7 protein-coding genes and 1 CRISPR repeat array are annotated in these 17,116 nt (G+C 39.8%); of the genes, 1 reads left to right on the top strand and 6 read right to left on the bottom strand.

Annotated elements, in window-relative coordinates; translation table 11 throughout:
- Positions 1-174: 174 nt before the first annotated feature.
- Entirely contained in the window at positions 175-483 is a 309-nt protein-coding gene (locus tag PH235_RS06070; RefSeq protein ID WP_272161478.1) for a hypothetical protein, read from the top strand.
- Between the two features lie 97 nt (positions 484-580).
- Positions 581-4,775: direct repeats of the CRISPR family, unit length 36 nt; unit sequence GCTATAGTTTCCTTACAAAATCGGCTAAAATAAAAC.
- Positions 4,776-4,827: 52 nt separating this feature from the next.
- On the opposite strand, the gene cas2 is transcribed toward PH235_RS06070, so the two are convergent.
- The 6 genes from cas2 to pglX all read right to left on the bottom strand — a co-directional run bounded on the left by cas2 (position 4,828) and on the right by pglX (position 17,102).
- The gene (gene cas2 / locus PH235_RS06065) at positions 4,828-5,136 is read right to left on the bottom strand and encodes a CRISPR-associated endonuclease Cas2 (RefSeq protein WP_272161477.1); all 309 of its coding nucleotides are present in this window, start codon (positions 5,134-5,136) and stop codon (positions 4,828-4,830) included.
- 7 nt (positions 5,137-5,143) lie between these two features.
- Positions 5,144-6,046: a type II CRISPR-associated endonuclease Cas1 gene (cas1, locus tag PH235_RS06060; protein ID WP_272161476.1), complete on the bottom strand. Its 903-nt coding sequence runs from the start codon at positions 6,044-6,046 to the stop codon at positions 5,144-5,146.
- Between the two features lie 5 nt (positions 6,047-6,051).
- Complete coding sequence (cas9, locus tag PH235_RS06055) at positions 6,052-9,381, bottom strand: type II CRISPR RNA-guided endonuclease Cas9 (RefSeq protein WP_272161475.1); 3,330 nt, start codon at positions 9,379-9,381, stop codon at positions 6,052-6,054.
- A gap of 123 nt (positions 9,382-9,504) precedes the next feature.
- Entirely contained in the window at positions 9,505-10,626 is a 1,122-nt protein-coding gene (locus PH235_RS06050) for a Fic family protein (protein WP_272161474.1), read from the bottom strand.
- A gap of 281 nt (positions 10,627-10,907) precedes the next feature.
- Entirely contained in the window at positions 10,908-13,451 is a 2,544-nt protein-coding gene (gene pglZ, locus PH235_RS06045) for a BREX-1 system phosphatase PglZ type A (protein ID WP_272161473.1), read from the bottom strand.
- Between the two features lie 156 nt (positions 13,452-13,607).
- Entirely contained in the window at positions 13,608-17,102 is a 3,495-nt protein-coding gene (pglX, locus tag PH235_RS06040) for a BREX-1 system adenine-specific DNA-methyltransferase PglX (RefSeq protein ID WP_272161472.1), read from the bottom strand.
- Positions 17,103-17,116 lie beyond the last annotated feature (14 nt).

Genomic DNA, 17,116 nt, shown 5'->3' with positions numbered 1-17,116 from the left:
CTAATATGGTTATCAGGATTACATCGGGTAAAATGGATTGAATACAGCAAAAGTAAAAATCAAACTATTGAACTCCAATATGCGTTCACGAAACCGCAAAAGTTAATGAAAGATGTAAAAGATTCAAAATGGCTATTTGGCATATTGGCAATTCATTAAGGGAGGAAAGAGAATATGGATAAAATAACTGCAAAAGGTTTATTCGGTACAGTGAAAATATTAGTGGAAGTCACGAAAGAGGATGAGGAATTGATATTCGATTTCAATGGAGAAGAAGACCCCTTATTGGAACCATTAATCCGGCATTACTTAAATTATGCACCCGCCATGGGTGGCACCTACTACCCTCCGACAAATTCGATGTTAAATGTGGTGAATGTTTTACAAAATGGATCTTTTTTTACAAAATTAATCAGCCTTGAAATCGAGGGTGAACCCGAAACGATTCCATTCGACGATTCTGATCCGAATATTATCTATTAACTAAAACCTTAACAAAACCAGCGTTAAACATTGTAAGCTGTAGTTTACTTACAGTATCGACTAAAAAAAAGTTCGCGACGCCCTACCAGGTCGGTCAGCTATAGTTTCCTTACAAAATCGGCTAAAATAAAACGGCTATGAATTGGAAGTGAAGTGATGGTAAGCTATAGTTTCCTTACAAAATCGGCTAAAATAAAACACTTCGCGATGGCCCAAGGTGAATATTACGGCTATAGTTTCCTTACAAAATCGGCTAAAATAAAACGAATCCCCGTGCTGTAACACGGGGTGTATGGCTATAGTTTCCTTACAAAATCGGCTAAAATAAAACGTGCAAAACATCATCATCTACGTCTCTAGCGCTATAGTTTCCTTACAAAATCGGCTAAAATAAAACTGGTCAAGATTTTTAATAAAGAACGCATTGGCTATAGTTTCCTTACAAAATCGGCTAAAATAAAACCAAAAATCGGGATGAAGCGTACCGCCTTAGCTATAGTTTCCTTACAAAATCGGCTAAAATAAAACATGGATAAGGTCATCCCTCACGGTTCGTTAGCTATAGTTTCCTTACAAAATCGGCTAAAATAAAACCGCTTAAAAACTTCGTGAACAGGCTGAAAAGCTATAGTTTCCTTACAAAATCGGCTAAAATAAAACATGGCTTAATTAATCACTACATGGACAGTGGCTATAGTTTCCTTACAAAATCGGCTAAAATAAAACAATGGTTTCGGAAAATTAGCGTTCATATGTGCTATAGTTTCCTTACAAAATCGGCTAAAATAAAACTAAATCAATCAAATGAATAAGTATAAGGGCGCTATAGTTTCCTTACAAAATCGGCTAAAATAAAACGCAATGGATTGTAGAAAATCATCAGTTATTGCTATAGTTTCCTTACAAAATCGGCTAAAATAAAACTCGGTGTATTTGTTTATTTCATCTATGGCAGCTATAGTTTCCTTACAAAATCGGCTAAAATAAAACACTCGACAATGCCAAGTAAACGTCCCCATAGCTATAGTTTCCTTACAAAATCGGCTAAAATAAAACATGCAAACACATATGAGAAAGCATCATTGTGCTATAGTTTCCTTACAAAATCGGCTAAAATAAAACACCACCGCGAACAGCTCGCCACGGTACCCGGCTATAGTTTCCTTACAAAATCGGCTAAAATAAAACCCTTAATGACACCGTAAAATTAAGGTTTAAGCTATAGTTTCCTTACAAAATCGGCTAAAATAAAACTAGCGTGGTTGGCAATACTCCAGACGATACGCTATAGTTTCCTTACAAAATCGGCTAAAATAAAACTATTTATCGGTTTATTTGTGTGGGTGATCCGCTATAGTTTCCTTACAAAATCGGCTAAAATAAAACTCAGAAACGGCAATCACACCACAGAAAGCAAGCTATAGTTTCCTTACAAAATCGGCTAAAATAAAACTTCGATGTTTTTCAGTTCATCGCTTCGCAGGCTATAGTTTCCTTACAAAATCGGCTAAAATAAAACGATCGAGGTCGAGATGACGGCAGCGGAACAGCTATAGTTTCCTTACAAAATCGGCTAAAATAAAACTGAATTCGCAAAATGGGTGAAGGGTCGCGGGCTATAGTTTCCTTACAAAATCGGCTAAAATAAAACAAATCAGAATTGAAAGGTGACAACATGACAGCTATAGTTTCCTTACAAAATCGGCTAAAATAAAACTACAAAATATCTATATCCAAAATACAAAGGGCTATAGTTTCCTTACAAAATCGGCTAAAATAAAACACACCTATGTGAACACCACTACAGGTGAAGGCTATAGTTTCCTTACAAAATCGGCTAAAATAAAACTTAACATCTGGGCCATACCCCGGATCAAAGGCTATAGTTTCCTTACAAAATCGGCTAAAATAAAACCTATGAAAGATTTGAAGCGAACCTTCAACAGCTATAGTTTCCTTACAAAATCGGCTAAAATAAAACCAGAGGTCCTGAAGGATTTCGATGCCGGCAGCTATAGTTTCCTTACAAAATCGGCTAAAATAAAACTCACACTAAATCGCAGTGAAGCAGGCGTAAGCTATAGTTTCCTTACAAAATCGGCTAAAATAAAACCAATCGCAAAACTAAGCGCAATCTACGGCAGCTATAGTTTCCTTACAAAATCGGCTAAAATAAAACGCGGTCTTTAATCTCAGCGTATGCCCCGGAGCTATAGTTTCCTTACAAAATCGGCTAAAATAAAACTAAGTGTCAGCAATTTCTTCTAACGTTTGGCGCTATAGTTTCCTTACAAAATCGGCTAAAATAAAACTTGTACGACTTTCCGGTTTGTTCGTTCAGGGCTATAGTTTCCTTACAAAATCGGCTAAAATAAAACTGCTCTAGCTTTTCCAGCTCTTCCGCTACAGCTATAGTTTCCTTACAAAATCGGCTAAAATAAAACCGTCCGTTAACCGTACGCTATATAATTTAGGCTATAGTTTCCTTACAAAATCGGCTAAAATAAAACTTTAGCCATTAGATTCCATCTCCTTTGATAGCTATAGTTTCCTTACAAAATCGGCTAAAATAAAACTAAGGGTATCAAAACCCACGCATGGGTGAGGCTATAGTTTCCTTACAAAATCGGCTAAAATAAAACATTGTTTTGTTTTTGAAAGATTTGCAAGAAGCTATAGTTTCCTTACAAAATCGGCTAAAATAAAACTCAAACATCCTTGACGACATTGAGCCGGGGGCTATAGTTTCCTTACAAAATCGGCTAAAATAAAACGATAATACAAGCCCAATCATGTCACCTGCCGCTATAGTTTCCTTACAAAATCGGCTAAAATAAAACTGGATAGCAACCGCAGGGCTACTGTCCAAAGCTATAGTTTCCTTACAAAATCGGCTAAAATAAAACGGATGATTAAAAATGATGTTTGGTATAAACGCTATAGTTTCCTTACAAAATCGGCTAAAATAAAACCACCATTTCAGAAGCTAGATATCCCCAATAGCTATAGTTTCCTTACAAAATCGGCTAAAATAAAACATGCCAATAAAATACGAACTGGACCATGAAGCTATAGTTTCCTTACAAAATCGGCTAAAATAAAACCCGAAAGTCCATTCCAACCGCACCGCAACCGCTATAGTTTCCTTACAAAATCGGCTAAAATAAAACCCACCAACCAATACGAAGTCAATCAGACCGGCTATAGTTTCCTTACAAAATCGGCTAAAATAAAACAACACAAATGGTATATGGTGACATTGTTTAGCTATAGTTTCCTTACAAAATCGGCTAAAATAAAACACTTTTTCTACCTGATATTCTTCAACGAGGGCTATAGTTTCCTTACAAAATCGGCTAAAATAAAACACGGAAAGAATTATATGAACGTCAAGAAAGGCTATAGTTTCCTTACAAAATCGGCTAAAATAAAACTTGGGTTGGACGATATCTGAGTTCGACATAGCTATAGTTTCCTTACAAAATCGGCTAAAATAAAACCAAGTATCTTGTACTGACACACACCCATTCGCTATAGTTTCCTTACAAAATCGGCTAAAATAAAACAGAGTTAATCGTGACCAGTGCAGACTTGTAGCTATAGTTTCCTTACAAAATCGGCTAAAATAAAACACCTCACTTGATACTACGTTATCGGGATGGGCTATAGTTTCCTTACAAAATCGGCTAAAATAAAACATCAAAACAAGCATTTACCAATACCTTGAAGCTATAGTTTCCTTACAAAATCGGCTAAAATAAAACACTTCAATGCTGTCCCTGTGGTCTGCTATGGCTATAGTTTCCTTACAAAATCGGCTAAAATAAAACCTAATCATAGCAACACTAATATTAATAACAGCTATAGTTTCCTTACAAAATCGGCTAAAATAAAACCGTACGGTGAAACCACAGTGAGTTATATTTGCTATAGTTTCCTTACAAAATCGGCTAAAATAAAACATATCATACAAGATGACTATTATAACAACGGCTATAGTTTCCTTACAAAATCGGCTAAAATAAAACCAATACGATGCGGTAGTCGCTCATGTTCACGCTATAGTTTCCTTACAAAATCGGCTAAAATAAAACTAAAAACAAGAATCAAGAAAAATATAGATGGCTATAGTTTCCTTACAAAATCGGCTAAAATAAAACTTGGTGTCAGGTAATCCTGTGCCGACCACAGCTATAGTTTCCTTACAAAATCGGCTAAAATAAAACAAATCCATTTTCCTCATGCCGCCACGAGGGGCTATAGTTTCCTTACAAAATCGGCTAAAATAAAACATCTCGCGCAAAAAAGCCCTTCATATCAGCTATGAAGGGCCATTTTGCGTGTCTAAAATACTGACAGATTGCTAGAATCTAGCTTCTCTTCTATAGGTGAAACGCCACCTACCAAAACTTTCATTTCACTGAATTGCTTTTCTGTCAAGGTAATCAACCTGACTGAACCCTTTTCCGGTACATTGTCTTCCAAGCGCAACAGATATTTATTCACCATGTCTTTTCCGTTACAAATACGATAATAAACCGAAAACTGCATCATTACATATCCCTCATCCAATAGGTACTTCCTGAATTTTGTTGCAATTTTTCTTTGTTCTCTTGTTTCCACGGGTAAGTCGAACATAACCACCATTCTCATAAAGCGGCTACTCATACTCGTGCGGTCGCAACGGAATCAATTCTGGTAATTTCAAATTGGTCGTTGTGTTATTTCTGCAACAATTAGTATAGGAAGCTACGGTTTTTCTAATTGCGTTGGTAAGGGAATGTAATTCATTATCGATTTTCACTTCTGTAAATAACAAGGAAACAAGGTCACGTTTGTATGTGGCAGTAAGTACTTTTTCTTCGGGATCAACATTTTGTGCTACCCACAAATCTACATAAGGCCTGAATGGCTCAATAAGGTCGTCCGCAAGATTGAATGCATTCAGTTCATTGTGATGATGGATCCCCAATGCTGGCTCAAAACCATATGCACACAAGTCCCTGGAAATTGCTCCGCGCACTATGGCATAACCATAGTTCAGTGCTGCATTATGAACCGTTTCATGTCTGCGATTAAAACTTGTATCGAACAGTGAATGGAAGTACAAAGCTGCTGCACTTGATTCTTTGAAAGACTTATCTCCTTCTAAAACTTGCGTGGCTAACTGGTTCAATTCAGCCACATTGGGAGACGACGTCAGCTCTAAGCACCTAGCTTGATTCAAAACCTTTTGCCGAATGATTTTTTGCCAAGCCCTGTCTTTGAATCGTTTAGTCACACCCATCTGGTTCTGTAGAATGATCAGCTTCCTGGAATGGTTTCCGAGTGGATTCAAAACAGCACATGGCATATGCTGTTTATTGCACGTATAAAGGACAACCTGATTTTCCGCCAAAAAAGAAATAGTAGGCGCTGTCAATGTGCATTGTAATGAATCAATCACAATGCTATCAATATCATCGACGGGGATCGAAATATCTTGATCCTGTGAAATAATCAGTTGACGATTTTTAATACTTAATCGAGCTGGATTTTCAATGTAGATATTTCGAAACCCCATCACAGTCACCTCTTCATATTAGAAAATGTTTGTCTGGTTTTTTCTTTAACTTTGCTTAGATTACCAAAGTAATCAATCTGTAATTTACTGAAATCTACTAAAGTTGCAATTCCGATTCCTCTAGCATCATAAGAACTATCTGAAGCTTTTAATTGGATACTTGCCGTTGAAATATCAGCACCAGAATAGTACCCCAATGAATATTCAAGTTTTTCTGCTCCTGTATTTTCCCCGTTATATTTTACAGACAAACCTCCTTTAGGAATAACTTTAACAACGTCATTCTGATAAAGAGAGAAAATAAATTGATCCTCATCTGAAATTTCTGGCCAATCAACATAATTCTTCCCTTGGACACAATATTTACCCGGCAGTTCCTTCGCCACGGTATCCTTCACATACACAGGAACAAACACATACTTCTTAGGTGTTCTAAACACGTCAATCCGCACCATAGATCCATTGTCGGCCATTGTTTTGCCATCGTTTAGCACAGCTTGTAGCGTGGATTTTTGAACGACTTTTACTTTTCTAACAGTGTGTGTGTTTCCGTTTTCTTGTGAATAAGTAAATACTCCGCCCGGGAATGCTTTATCACCAGTGCCTCCATTCTGTTCTAAAGCCGTTTTCAGTGCATTATACATTAAAAACCATCCATTATCGTCCGATTTATAAAATTCGGCATTACCAGTTACGATCTCACCATTTTTATTAAGTTTGAGCTTGCTAATGCTCACTCGACTTATAGATTTCCCTTCTTGCAATAACCTACCACTTCGATACGTTGCATCATGAGCCGGCCCAGTAATTTTCTTATTCGGTCTTCGCACAACAAACATCGGCTTGAGTTTCTCGATTTCTTCGTCGGCATAGGTACCCAAAGTATTTTTGATGTTCTTGATAAGTTCTTTAGGGCTATCCGATAGCCGCGCATTCAGTTCGTCGCGGAACCCTTCCCAAGGCTGTGGGAAAGCTTTGCTGAACATTTTTTCATATTCTTCACGTTTCTCCAAACTCATGTGAGCTAAGTCGGATTCCAAGGTTCCCTCATTCCACAATGATTTGTTGAAGCGTACCTCTTGGCGCTTACTGTAGACTGTAACCCTTCTGACAAATGCTGGAGTCATACAAGCAACCACGACTGCATCCATCGCATGATGTCGATCATTATCCCTATGTTTTGGACCGAGTCCCCAGCGTGCACGCATCCGAGCGGTTACGACACCATTATTAACGGCAACTTTCTCTTTAATGTTTTCCTTCTCGGAAAATTCGATATTCTGTCTGAAGTAATTGCGCAACAGTCTGGCAATGTATCGCGTGTCATTGATATTACGTGATTTCCATCCATCTACATCTTCAGGACTCATTTTTTTCTTCAGCAGTTTCTCGCGTTTATTATAATTGCGGATTGTTCCCGCAATATTTTCCAGGCTCTGAATACGGATCGGATCATTCGCCAGATATTCCATCGGGATTTGGTTACCCTTTTCGTGGTTCGCAGCAGAGCTTACCAGCACTTTATTGCCATAGCTGTCATCAAAAGAAATGCTGTAAGGAATAATATGGTCGACATCATAATTACCATAGAAAACTTCCTCATAAGGAATGTATTGACCGGTATATGGATCCATGTTGCCCTGTTCTCTCCACAATTTCAACCGGGTAATGTTCTCTCCGTTAACAGCTATACCGTTCTCACGCAACTCGTTGGCAATACTTTCATTGCGTGCCATGTTCTCTTTTTGGCCCTTCTCAATTTTACGGCGCTCTTCAAAGTTCTTTCCGAGTTCACGAGAAAACTCGATATTGATCGCATCCGGTTTGCCGTACTCGCGGGTCAATTGGTTTACAACCTTGATACATTGGCTGACGGCGCGTTTTACGACCGGATTAGACACATTTTCATGGATGAAGGCTCTGTCTATTGCGTTGTGTTTAAAATCGTACCCTGCGGCCTCTGCGGCTTTATCATAAGTCAGTCCCATCTCTAAATAAGGGATGATGTTTCGCATTGCTTTCAAGGATAGATGCCCGTATTGCGTCATAGTAAGCGGCAAGAGTACTTCTATCTGATCAGTCGTCAAACTCAGCCTGTCAGCAAATACTCTGCGGCGGCTCTTGTCGCTGGAATAAGTCGTCAGGATTGTACCGATTTCATCCTTTAAACTGCTCGGCATTGCTTCATAGACTTCCTTGCCAAGCGCTTTGCGTACTTTGTCATAGCTACGTAGTGCGACGAAGTTCGTCTTCTCAGTTTTGTCCTGTTCAGTCTTGCTGCCATAGGACAACAAATTGAATTTCGCTTCCGGTTCTAACTTCAACATTTTTTTGATTTCCGCATATTGCAGCTTATCCTTGCTGAAGGCTTTGTCGATGATCAATTGCCTTTGATCAGGGTTCAATTCTTTCCAATCGTCCCCGGCAAATTCCTGTATTTTCAGATTATTAAGTTTGCTCAACAGTTCAAAATATTGGAAAGTATAGGTTCCCTTTGCTGCACGATGTTCTTCTTTCTCAAAGGTGCACCAGCCGATCATCTTCTCGATTTGATCGCCGCCATATGGGCTTCCCTTGCCTGGACCCTCATCAAAATCACGCTGGGCAGTGAAGATTCCGGCTGCTTCGCCTTCACCATTACCAATGAATTCTTGTTCGAACGTATCCGTCAAAGCCTCATTGCCGAATCCGCGTTGAGCATTTACGATCTGTTTAATTTCGTCAGTGATAAAATCTCGCCGAGCGGTACCTAAATAACGATCTTTGCCATCTTTATTTCGTTTATGCTCCTCATATTTCGGATGGGCATGCATATATTCGCCCAAAGTACGGTAAGTCCCCGCTTCCAATGCTGCTTTGATTTCATTGATGGCAGCCAACACCATTCCTGTTTCTGCATCGACATTTGCGATTACCGTTTCTGCCTTACGATTCGATTTAAAGCCGCGATGTCCTGCAAAGAAGTAGAGTATCCGGAATAGCTCTTCGTTTGTAAGCTTCCGATCCAAAGCTTCTGTCCGCAGTTCATAAATCGTTTTGTGCCCTAATTTTTGATTGAAAATATCCTCAATTTCCTCGGCCGTCAATAAACCATGACGAATAAACAAGCGCTTCGTCCGGTATTTACGGAACTTGGTCCGGCGTGTCCTTCTGCGAGAGCCTCTGTTGCCTCTACGCGGAGCTGCCAATGACTCGCCCGATTTTGGATTTTCTGCAGCCGGAAAGATAACGGAATTCAGTATTTCTATTTTATAAGGGACGCCTTCATCGTCGGTACGTAACACAGCATACCCAACCGATGTGATTCCCACATCCAACCCAATCTTGATTCCCATATGTAGTCCTCCTGATTTTTGGATCATGTCAATATTTTAATATTATCGTACCAAAAGAAAACGTTTTTATCAATATAAAAATAGACCTCCGAAGAGGCCTAGATTGACTGACAGATATTTTAATCAGTTTAATATTCTCATCAAATCGTAGTTGCGGTACTTCCTGTTTCTGATTGCAGTCTCGTCTGTATACAAAAGACCTGCATCAGATAAGGCTTTTAATCCCTTTCTGGCGGTGCCAGGAGCAAGATGCAAGTTTTCCGCTACGCGAGCTGCTGTTGTGTAGGGGTCGGAAAAAGTATAAAGCCAAATATTTTTCTCCGATTCTAACGAACATTTTTTTAATCCATTCGAGGCGAGTTCTTCGACTGCTTTCAATTTGCTCAACAAAGAATCAGCCATCCGTCCGCATGCGGTGATAAAAAACTTGATCCAAGAATACCAATCAGGGTTGTCTCCTCTTACCCCGTTCAGCATGGCATAATAGCGAGCACGTTCTTTTTCCAGCTCTTCACTCACAAAGAACACCGGAACATCCACCAAATCTTCTTTAATAGCGATGAGCGCGATCAAAATTCTTCCCAACCTGCCGTTGCCATCCAAAAATGGATGGATCGACTCAAACTGGGCGTGCATGACAGCGGCTTTAATGATCGGATCGCATTCTTCATCAAATACAAATCCGTCCGTTTTATTGAACTTCCGGAAACTACTGTGCGGAACGCTATTCATGAAGAAATCTAAATTCTCCATATATTCATCGATTTCATTCGCACCGATAGGAATATACACAGCATCTTCTATTTTGTTGCTCGGACCGATGAAATTCTGTATTTTCCGAAATTCGCCGCCGGATGCATTGGAGCCTCTCGCGTTTTCCATCAAGGTCCGGTGCAATTCTTTGATTAAACGTGTACTGATGGGATAACCTGTTTTGATGCTTGAAGCACCTTGCTGCAAGGCTTCCTGATAATTCAATACTTCTATATTTTCCCAACTAGGATTCTTATTGCCTCTTTCTTCTACCATATCTGTAAAAGTGACTTGTGTTCCTTCGATCCGGGTGGATTGCACAGATTCTTTCAAAGAGAACATATTTACGACGGAGTCATTCACAACGGAATGATTAAATTCACTTTTCATCCGGCCTATTTTTTTGTTCACTTCTGCCAATAATTGAAAAATTTCAAGTGCTTTGTCATTCGGTACCGTGATAGGTAATTTTGCTATTCCTCTTTTTGCCATGACTTTCCTCCTAAAATCATATTTTCAATTAATTTTACTTAAAAATACATTTAATGTCAAATAAATCAAATTATTAACCTTATTTTTCAAAAAAATGGAAAAAGATAACCCCAGCTTCCGAAGAAACTGGGGTTAGAGCTTTGCGAGAGTCCCCGAAGGGAGCTCTTACTATAATTTCCTTATAAAGTCGGCTAAAACTTTATAAACAAACTATAACCTACTATTTAATGAAATGCAAACACTTTCTTAGACTTTATTATCCAAAAATTTAAACAGTGTTATTAAAATAATCCTGCATCCGGCAAATCAATCACAAATTTCTTGCGGGTGATTTCTTCGTCCGTCTCGAGATCGAGCATGATGAAATGGTACTCGCTAAGCAAATTATAGGATTGGCTCATCAAGACAAATTTGTCGCGGACCATCCGATCACTGGCCTGTTCATTGGGCGAATCCGCCAACAGTGTGACCTCATTGGAAATGATGGTGTCTTGGTCATCGATAAAGTATAATTTTACTTTCCTTGCCCTTCGTTCCGATGAAACGGCTTGTACCTGTAAGAAATCAAGATAGGTAACGATGTTCGTGATGCGGTCGGTGTTGCTGATCAACTGCACATCCACCGATCTATGCATTTCTTTTCCGCGCTCCGTCGTGATTTCCAAGACAGGTATCATCACTTCTTGCGGCAAAATACCGCCGTGAACAAAGTTGGACCCTCCGCCTTGAATGGCCAATCGAGCGGCCCCTCTTGGGATATGCACATAAACATCCTCATCCGCCAAGGCATCCACTTTGAAGTCCAGCAAAGCCGGGTTCTGGCTGTCTGCTTCCCGATTCGTGAAGAAGCGGCGGTTCGATGCGATGACGTCAGTTCTGTCGGCATTCACTTTATCCAACGTACGCAGGGCATCCCGCGTGTAAAGGAAGCCGTGATCAGCCGTCACGATGAAGCGAACAGCACTGACACCGTTGAAGAGTTTGTCGATCAGCCGAATGAGTTCCTGCTGCGCAAGTTCGACAGCCTCAAAAACATGGCTTTCGCTGGTGGCATGATCCCCGATTGCATCAATTGTATTGTGATAGATGTAGTAGATCGAGTTGCTGCCTTTAAACATTTCCCGCAGTTCGCTTCTGGAACTGTTCAACACCTCTTTGGCGTCGACAGCCTTCGCTCTATCTACACCCAACTTGGCTTCCAGTACTGCATTCCGTTGGTGCAGGCCTTTTGTGCCCAAATCATCGGCAACAACCTCGCCAGCTGCGGACAGGCTTAACTGATGATGCGGCAAGAGACTTGCCATGCCCAGTTCGGTGTAGGATGGAACGACTCCCTGGAGAGCGTGCGTCGTCACATTATAGTGCGTGCTTGCCTCCAGTTGCTGTCCCAACTCAACAGCCACTTCGTAGCGCAAAGCATCCGAGATGATCACAAAGATCCGGTTCTCTTTTACGGCGTACGTGCTGACCCAATCCTTGTAAAAACGTTCCTGCTTCAATGTGTTTTCAACTGAAAAAGTAGCTTCTTCATTGAAGAATGTCATCCAGGTCTCAGCCATCTTGGCAAGGAAGCCATTTTTATAATAGTTCTCTACCGTCGTGCGCAAGGATGCAAAGGCATCGGACAATGCGATCCCCTTGTCAAAGGCAACGTAGAATTGGCGATAATAGCTGTCCAATAGATAGTAGTGTTCCTCATATTTTTTCCAGAACGCCTCTTTCTGATACGGGAAACCTTCTTTTTCGATCAGATGGACTTGCTTCAACAAGCGGCTGGCCGTCAACAATGCTTCATATTCATTGGCAAAAACTTCAAACCAATAAGATGACCTGCGATTCATCACGATGTTCTCGAATTCATCAAACAGAATGGCATCTTCCGCCAATTGCAGCGCGATCACTTCCACTAGTTGCTTGTCAAATGCTTGGAACGTATCCGATTGCGCCAACCATTTCGCCGGCTTATTTTTCATCCATTTCACGATCTGCAACTCTTCGAAGACGTTATCTGACAGTCGATTGTAGCTGTCCTGTTCGTCGCGCAGGTTCATCCAACGGTTCAAAAAGACCACGCAGTTATTCGCTTGGCTCAGCAACTGCTTATCCCAATTCGCAGGGACTTTCGCTTCGAATTCTGCATCCAACTTCGTTTGGAATATGGCTTGGACCAAAGTGGCGATGCTTGGTGCAGCTTGCACATAACCGAAGGATAATTTAGCCAAATGCCAAAACGCATCCACTCTGCCGAATTTGATCACTTGTTGCCACAGGTTGTCCTGTCCTGTCCCATATTCCGTGAAGAGTGAGCGGAAGACGCCAAAAGCAGTCAATTCCTTTGTCTTCGTCAACACGCATAGCACCGCTAGCTCCAAATCAGTTTCGGTGATGTCCTGTTTCTCTGCCAATACAGTCGCAAATTGATTGCGGCGCTTTTTATTGTTGAAGAATAATTGATAGGATTTGAAGAACACATCACTGGTCTCAAACCTGATGCCCAACTCATCCTTCAAGTTCTCCATCGGGTCCATCTTGAATTCTTGGCTAAAAAAATACATATCCAACAAAGGATTCTTTTCGTTCTCCGGCCGTTCGATTTCAAAATAGATGAGTACGTTCTGTTCGGGATACACATGTTCCATCAAATACTTCGTTTCAAAATAATGCTGGTCATCGCAGCGCAATACCAACACATCCTCTAGCTGATATTCCTTCAGTTCATCCGAAAATGATTGGGATTTATCATACCAGAAGACGATATGGCGCTTCTGATAGTCCTTCAATGGTTGCTGAAAAACTTCCTGCAACCTTTTTTCTGCTTCATACATATCCATTATCCCCTCAAAAAAATATCTCTCTTTATCTTAAAGCAAATGCGAAAGAACCACAATTTTATTTGTTGCCAAAAAGAACATTCTCTATTGGCAAACGCAAAAAAGTTGCCACCAGGAAACTTTCTCCTGTTTTGGCAACTTTTTTAATTTTTAGATTTTTTCGAACAAGTTCATTTTCTCAGATCGGCCATTGTCTTTTTTGAATGGGATCTCTTGAAATTTGGCATAGTTCAATTTTACGCCGTCATCCAAATCCAAATCGATTTCCTGATCGGCCAATTGCTTCAAGATCAGATCGTATTCACGCAACTCCTGTAGCTGCGCTTCATAGGTTTCTCTTTCCTTACGCGCACGCGCCACTTCTTTGGCGGAAACGTTACCATCGATGATGACCTGCGCATGTTCGATCAGTTGGTTCAAAGTGGTCGTCAGCTTCAGGACATAGTCGGTACGGATGCGCGCAAGCGTGTACTTATCATAGCGGTGCAAGTACATCAAACCCTTAAAAGCGCCCTTCTTCCCGCTGCTGAACTGCCAATAGATCGGACGTTTTTGATAAATCTTCAGATGATCCTTGTAGAAATCCTTCATGAAGTAGCGGCGAATCGTATCTTCAGCCGTTTCTGATTCCTTCATACCTAAGTGAGTTGCGATGAACTGAAGGTTTTCATTCAATGTATCCTTACCATAAATGATAGTAACCAATTCAGTAATTTTCGAAACGATATCGTCTTCAAAGTAGTGCTCAGCCGTAATCGGAATGATGTTATCTTTATCTGGTTTGTACGAACCATATTCATCAATTTTGAATTCTCCACCCGCAAAGGCAAGCCCTTGTTTATCCAATCGATAGCGACCGAAGACAACTCCGATTAAATAAGATAAGAAATTCCTAATATCACGTTTCACATCTGCTTTACGAACCGTGACGTCTTTATCTTCAACTTCTGGAGTCAGTTCATCTTGAAGGCTATAAATATCAATGAAAATTCGATTTAATTTTTCTTCATTCATTTTCAATTGGTTGAATCGTTCTTCCGTAATAGCATTCCATTTTGCATAAGTTTCAGATATTTTTGAATAACGATTTGACTCTGTTACTAAAGGATGTTTTTCAAAATTCAACGATGTTTCAAAAGAATTCCAATCATTTTTTGAGATAGCAATATTCACCCTAGCTAGCTCAATTATTTCATTATCTCTTGAAATTTTTAAAGGAATTGACATCACATCGCCAATATTAGTATTGAGGGTAGGATTAAGAATTCTAATAATTTTTTCAGCATATTTGGAATTTAACAACGCTAGGACATAATCATTCAAATTCTCATCATCAAAAAAGATTGATGGGGCTGCTAAATTAAAGGTTGAATCATTTTCCAGTAATCTAACGCTAAATCTCTCGCTACTCGATATCAAATTCCAACTAACGCCTCTTCTGAACCAAATATACTCAGGAGCAATTCTCGCCACGTGGTCTTTTCTGTAATGACTTTTTGCTTTTTCTGACCAATCAATGATTGTGTCTACATTTCCAAACCAACGTCTATATCCTCCGCCTTTTGCGTGGATTACCCATTTTTTTCCTTTCCCAATAGTTTTGCGTTCTACTTCCCAAATCAATCTCAAGTATTTATTATTATCACCAGTTTTTGTTTGTCCATCAGAAATGGCATATTTCTCAATTGTGTCATATTTAAAACTATCATAAATTTTATCACTTACCCAATATGCAATAGGTGCTCCGGGTATAATACTAAATTTTTTCTGATCTGAATGATAAGTATATTTAACATTTAAAATGGCAGCTGCTTTTTCTTCGGTTCTATTAATTTCAATTAACCTAGCATATCGTCCTTTATATGAATCAATAAGACTGTTTAATAAAACAAATGCAGTATTCTGAACAACCTCTCCCCCTACTTCCGGAAAAGTTCTAGTTCCTGTATGCGCCATATCAATAATTGTTTGATTCTTTAGGATAGACTCTCTCAGTCTCTGAAATGAATTTAGAAACATCCATGACTGTTGATTAATCATCGCATAATAACCATTATGATTGGCCAATATCGTAGATACGTCCATAAAAACAGCGAATAAATCTGATTTTGTATTCGGATAATTTTTTTTAACATAGCTTGACAATTTGCTATCCATTCCATTAGATCCCATATACGGTGGATTCGTAACAACAACACCATATCTCATTGTTAGCAATCTGTGCTGTTCAAGAAGTTCCTCAATAATGGGAATCTCAAAATTTAGATAACCTTGTTCTATGATATCTTCAACAGGGCTGGTCCTTAAATACTGGATAGCTTCCTCGATAAGCTTCACTTCAATAAATTCAAGTCTTAGAATAGAACCATAGATCTTCGCATCAAAAAATTGTGCGTATAGGTTTTCTAACTCCGCATTAACCGCATCTTCGTTAGGTAACGATGTATTATGGAATAATACCAAGCCATTGCTTTCTTCGAATCCAATCAGATTAAACGTAACCTCTCGACTAAAGAATCGTCTGTCATAAGAGCGGGCCTTCATGGCAATTGCGAATGAAGCTAATTGCGCCGCACGTTTGTCGATATCGATTCCATACAAATTATTTTCCACAATCAACTGCGGTATTTCTCTTGGGTTGTATCCTCGTTCCAGATAAATTTCCCGAAGAACGTCGAAAGCATGAAGCAGCATGTGACCCGAACCCATGGCGGGGTCCATCACTTTGATATCTTCCGGTTTAAATTTTTCATACTTTAGGGCTGCTAGTTGTTCCATAACTTCCGGAGTTTGTTCCGCTGCATCCAAATAGTAGTGCAATTTATCCTTCAGATTACTGGATGCATTATTCTCAATCCATAAACGGCCTAGTGAATTATCGACAAGATATTCTACAATCCATTTAGGCGTGAATAGTTGTGTAGCAGGCCCAATCGATTGTTTGCCGATTTTCTTGTTCTTCTTCAAGTCAGAAAAAATTTGGTCTTTTTCTTCAGAAACGTAGAATTGATACAACCAGCCGACGATTTCGATATCATCCCATGATTCTTCAGATATAAGCGTAATCAAGTCTCTGATGATCCCGATGTCTTGCAACAAGTCATTCGGTAGGAGCAGATAAAAATCTCCTTCTACGGGAGAAAAGACATTCGGCAGCATTTTTTCCAGTTGCATCCCTTGTTTTTCGATGATGTATTTAAATAATTCATTCGTGTTATGCGTATCTTGTAGGTGATAGATCAATTCCTTATCGAGCGACAACTCATCTACCAACTGCAGGACTTCCGTAACGGCATCGGGCTCCACCTTATTCGCCTTCAAAGACGATAAGATGCGTGTTCGGATCGGCAAGTAATCATGGACTTCCATGAAACGTAAAGCAACCAGACGATTGAACCAAGTGTAGCTTGCCGTTTCCATGACAGCTTCATAACCATCGATCTCAACTCTTCTGCGTAGATGTTCATATTGTGTTTGTGTCTTGTTATCAAAGATGTGTCCATTTACGATAAAACCGTCAGCAAGGGATTGTATAGGGGCAATCCCTTGCTCGGTGATACCGAACTGGGCCGCACGATTGCGGACACCAGTTGATATTTTGTGTCGGGCACTAACTGCAAATTTCTTTAAAGCTGTATTATCCATCATTACCCTCACTT

This window comes from Trichococcus sp. K1Tr (genome assembly GCF_028309625.1).
Lineage (GTDB): Bacteria > Bacillota > Bacilli > Lactobacillales > Aerococcaceae > Trichococcus.
The sequence above is the reverse complement of the archived record's forward strand: the minus strand, read 5'-3'. Positions and strand labels throughout refer to the sequence as shown.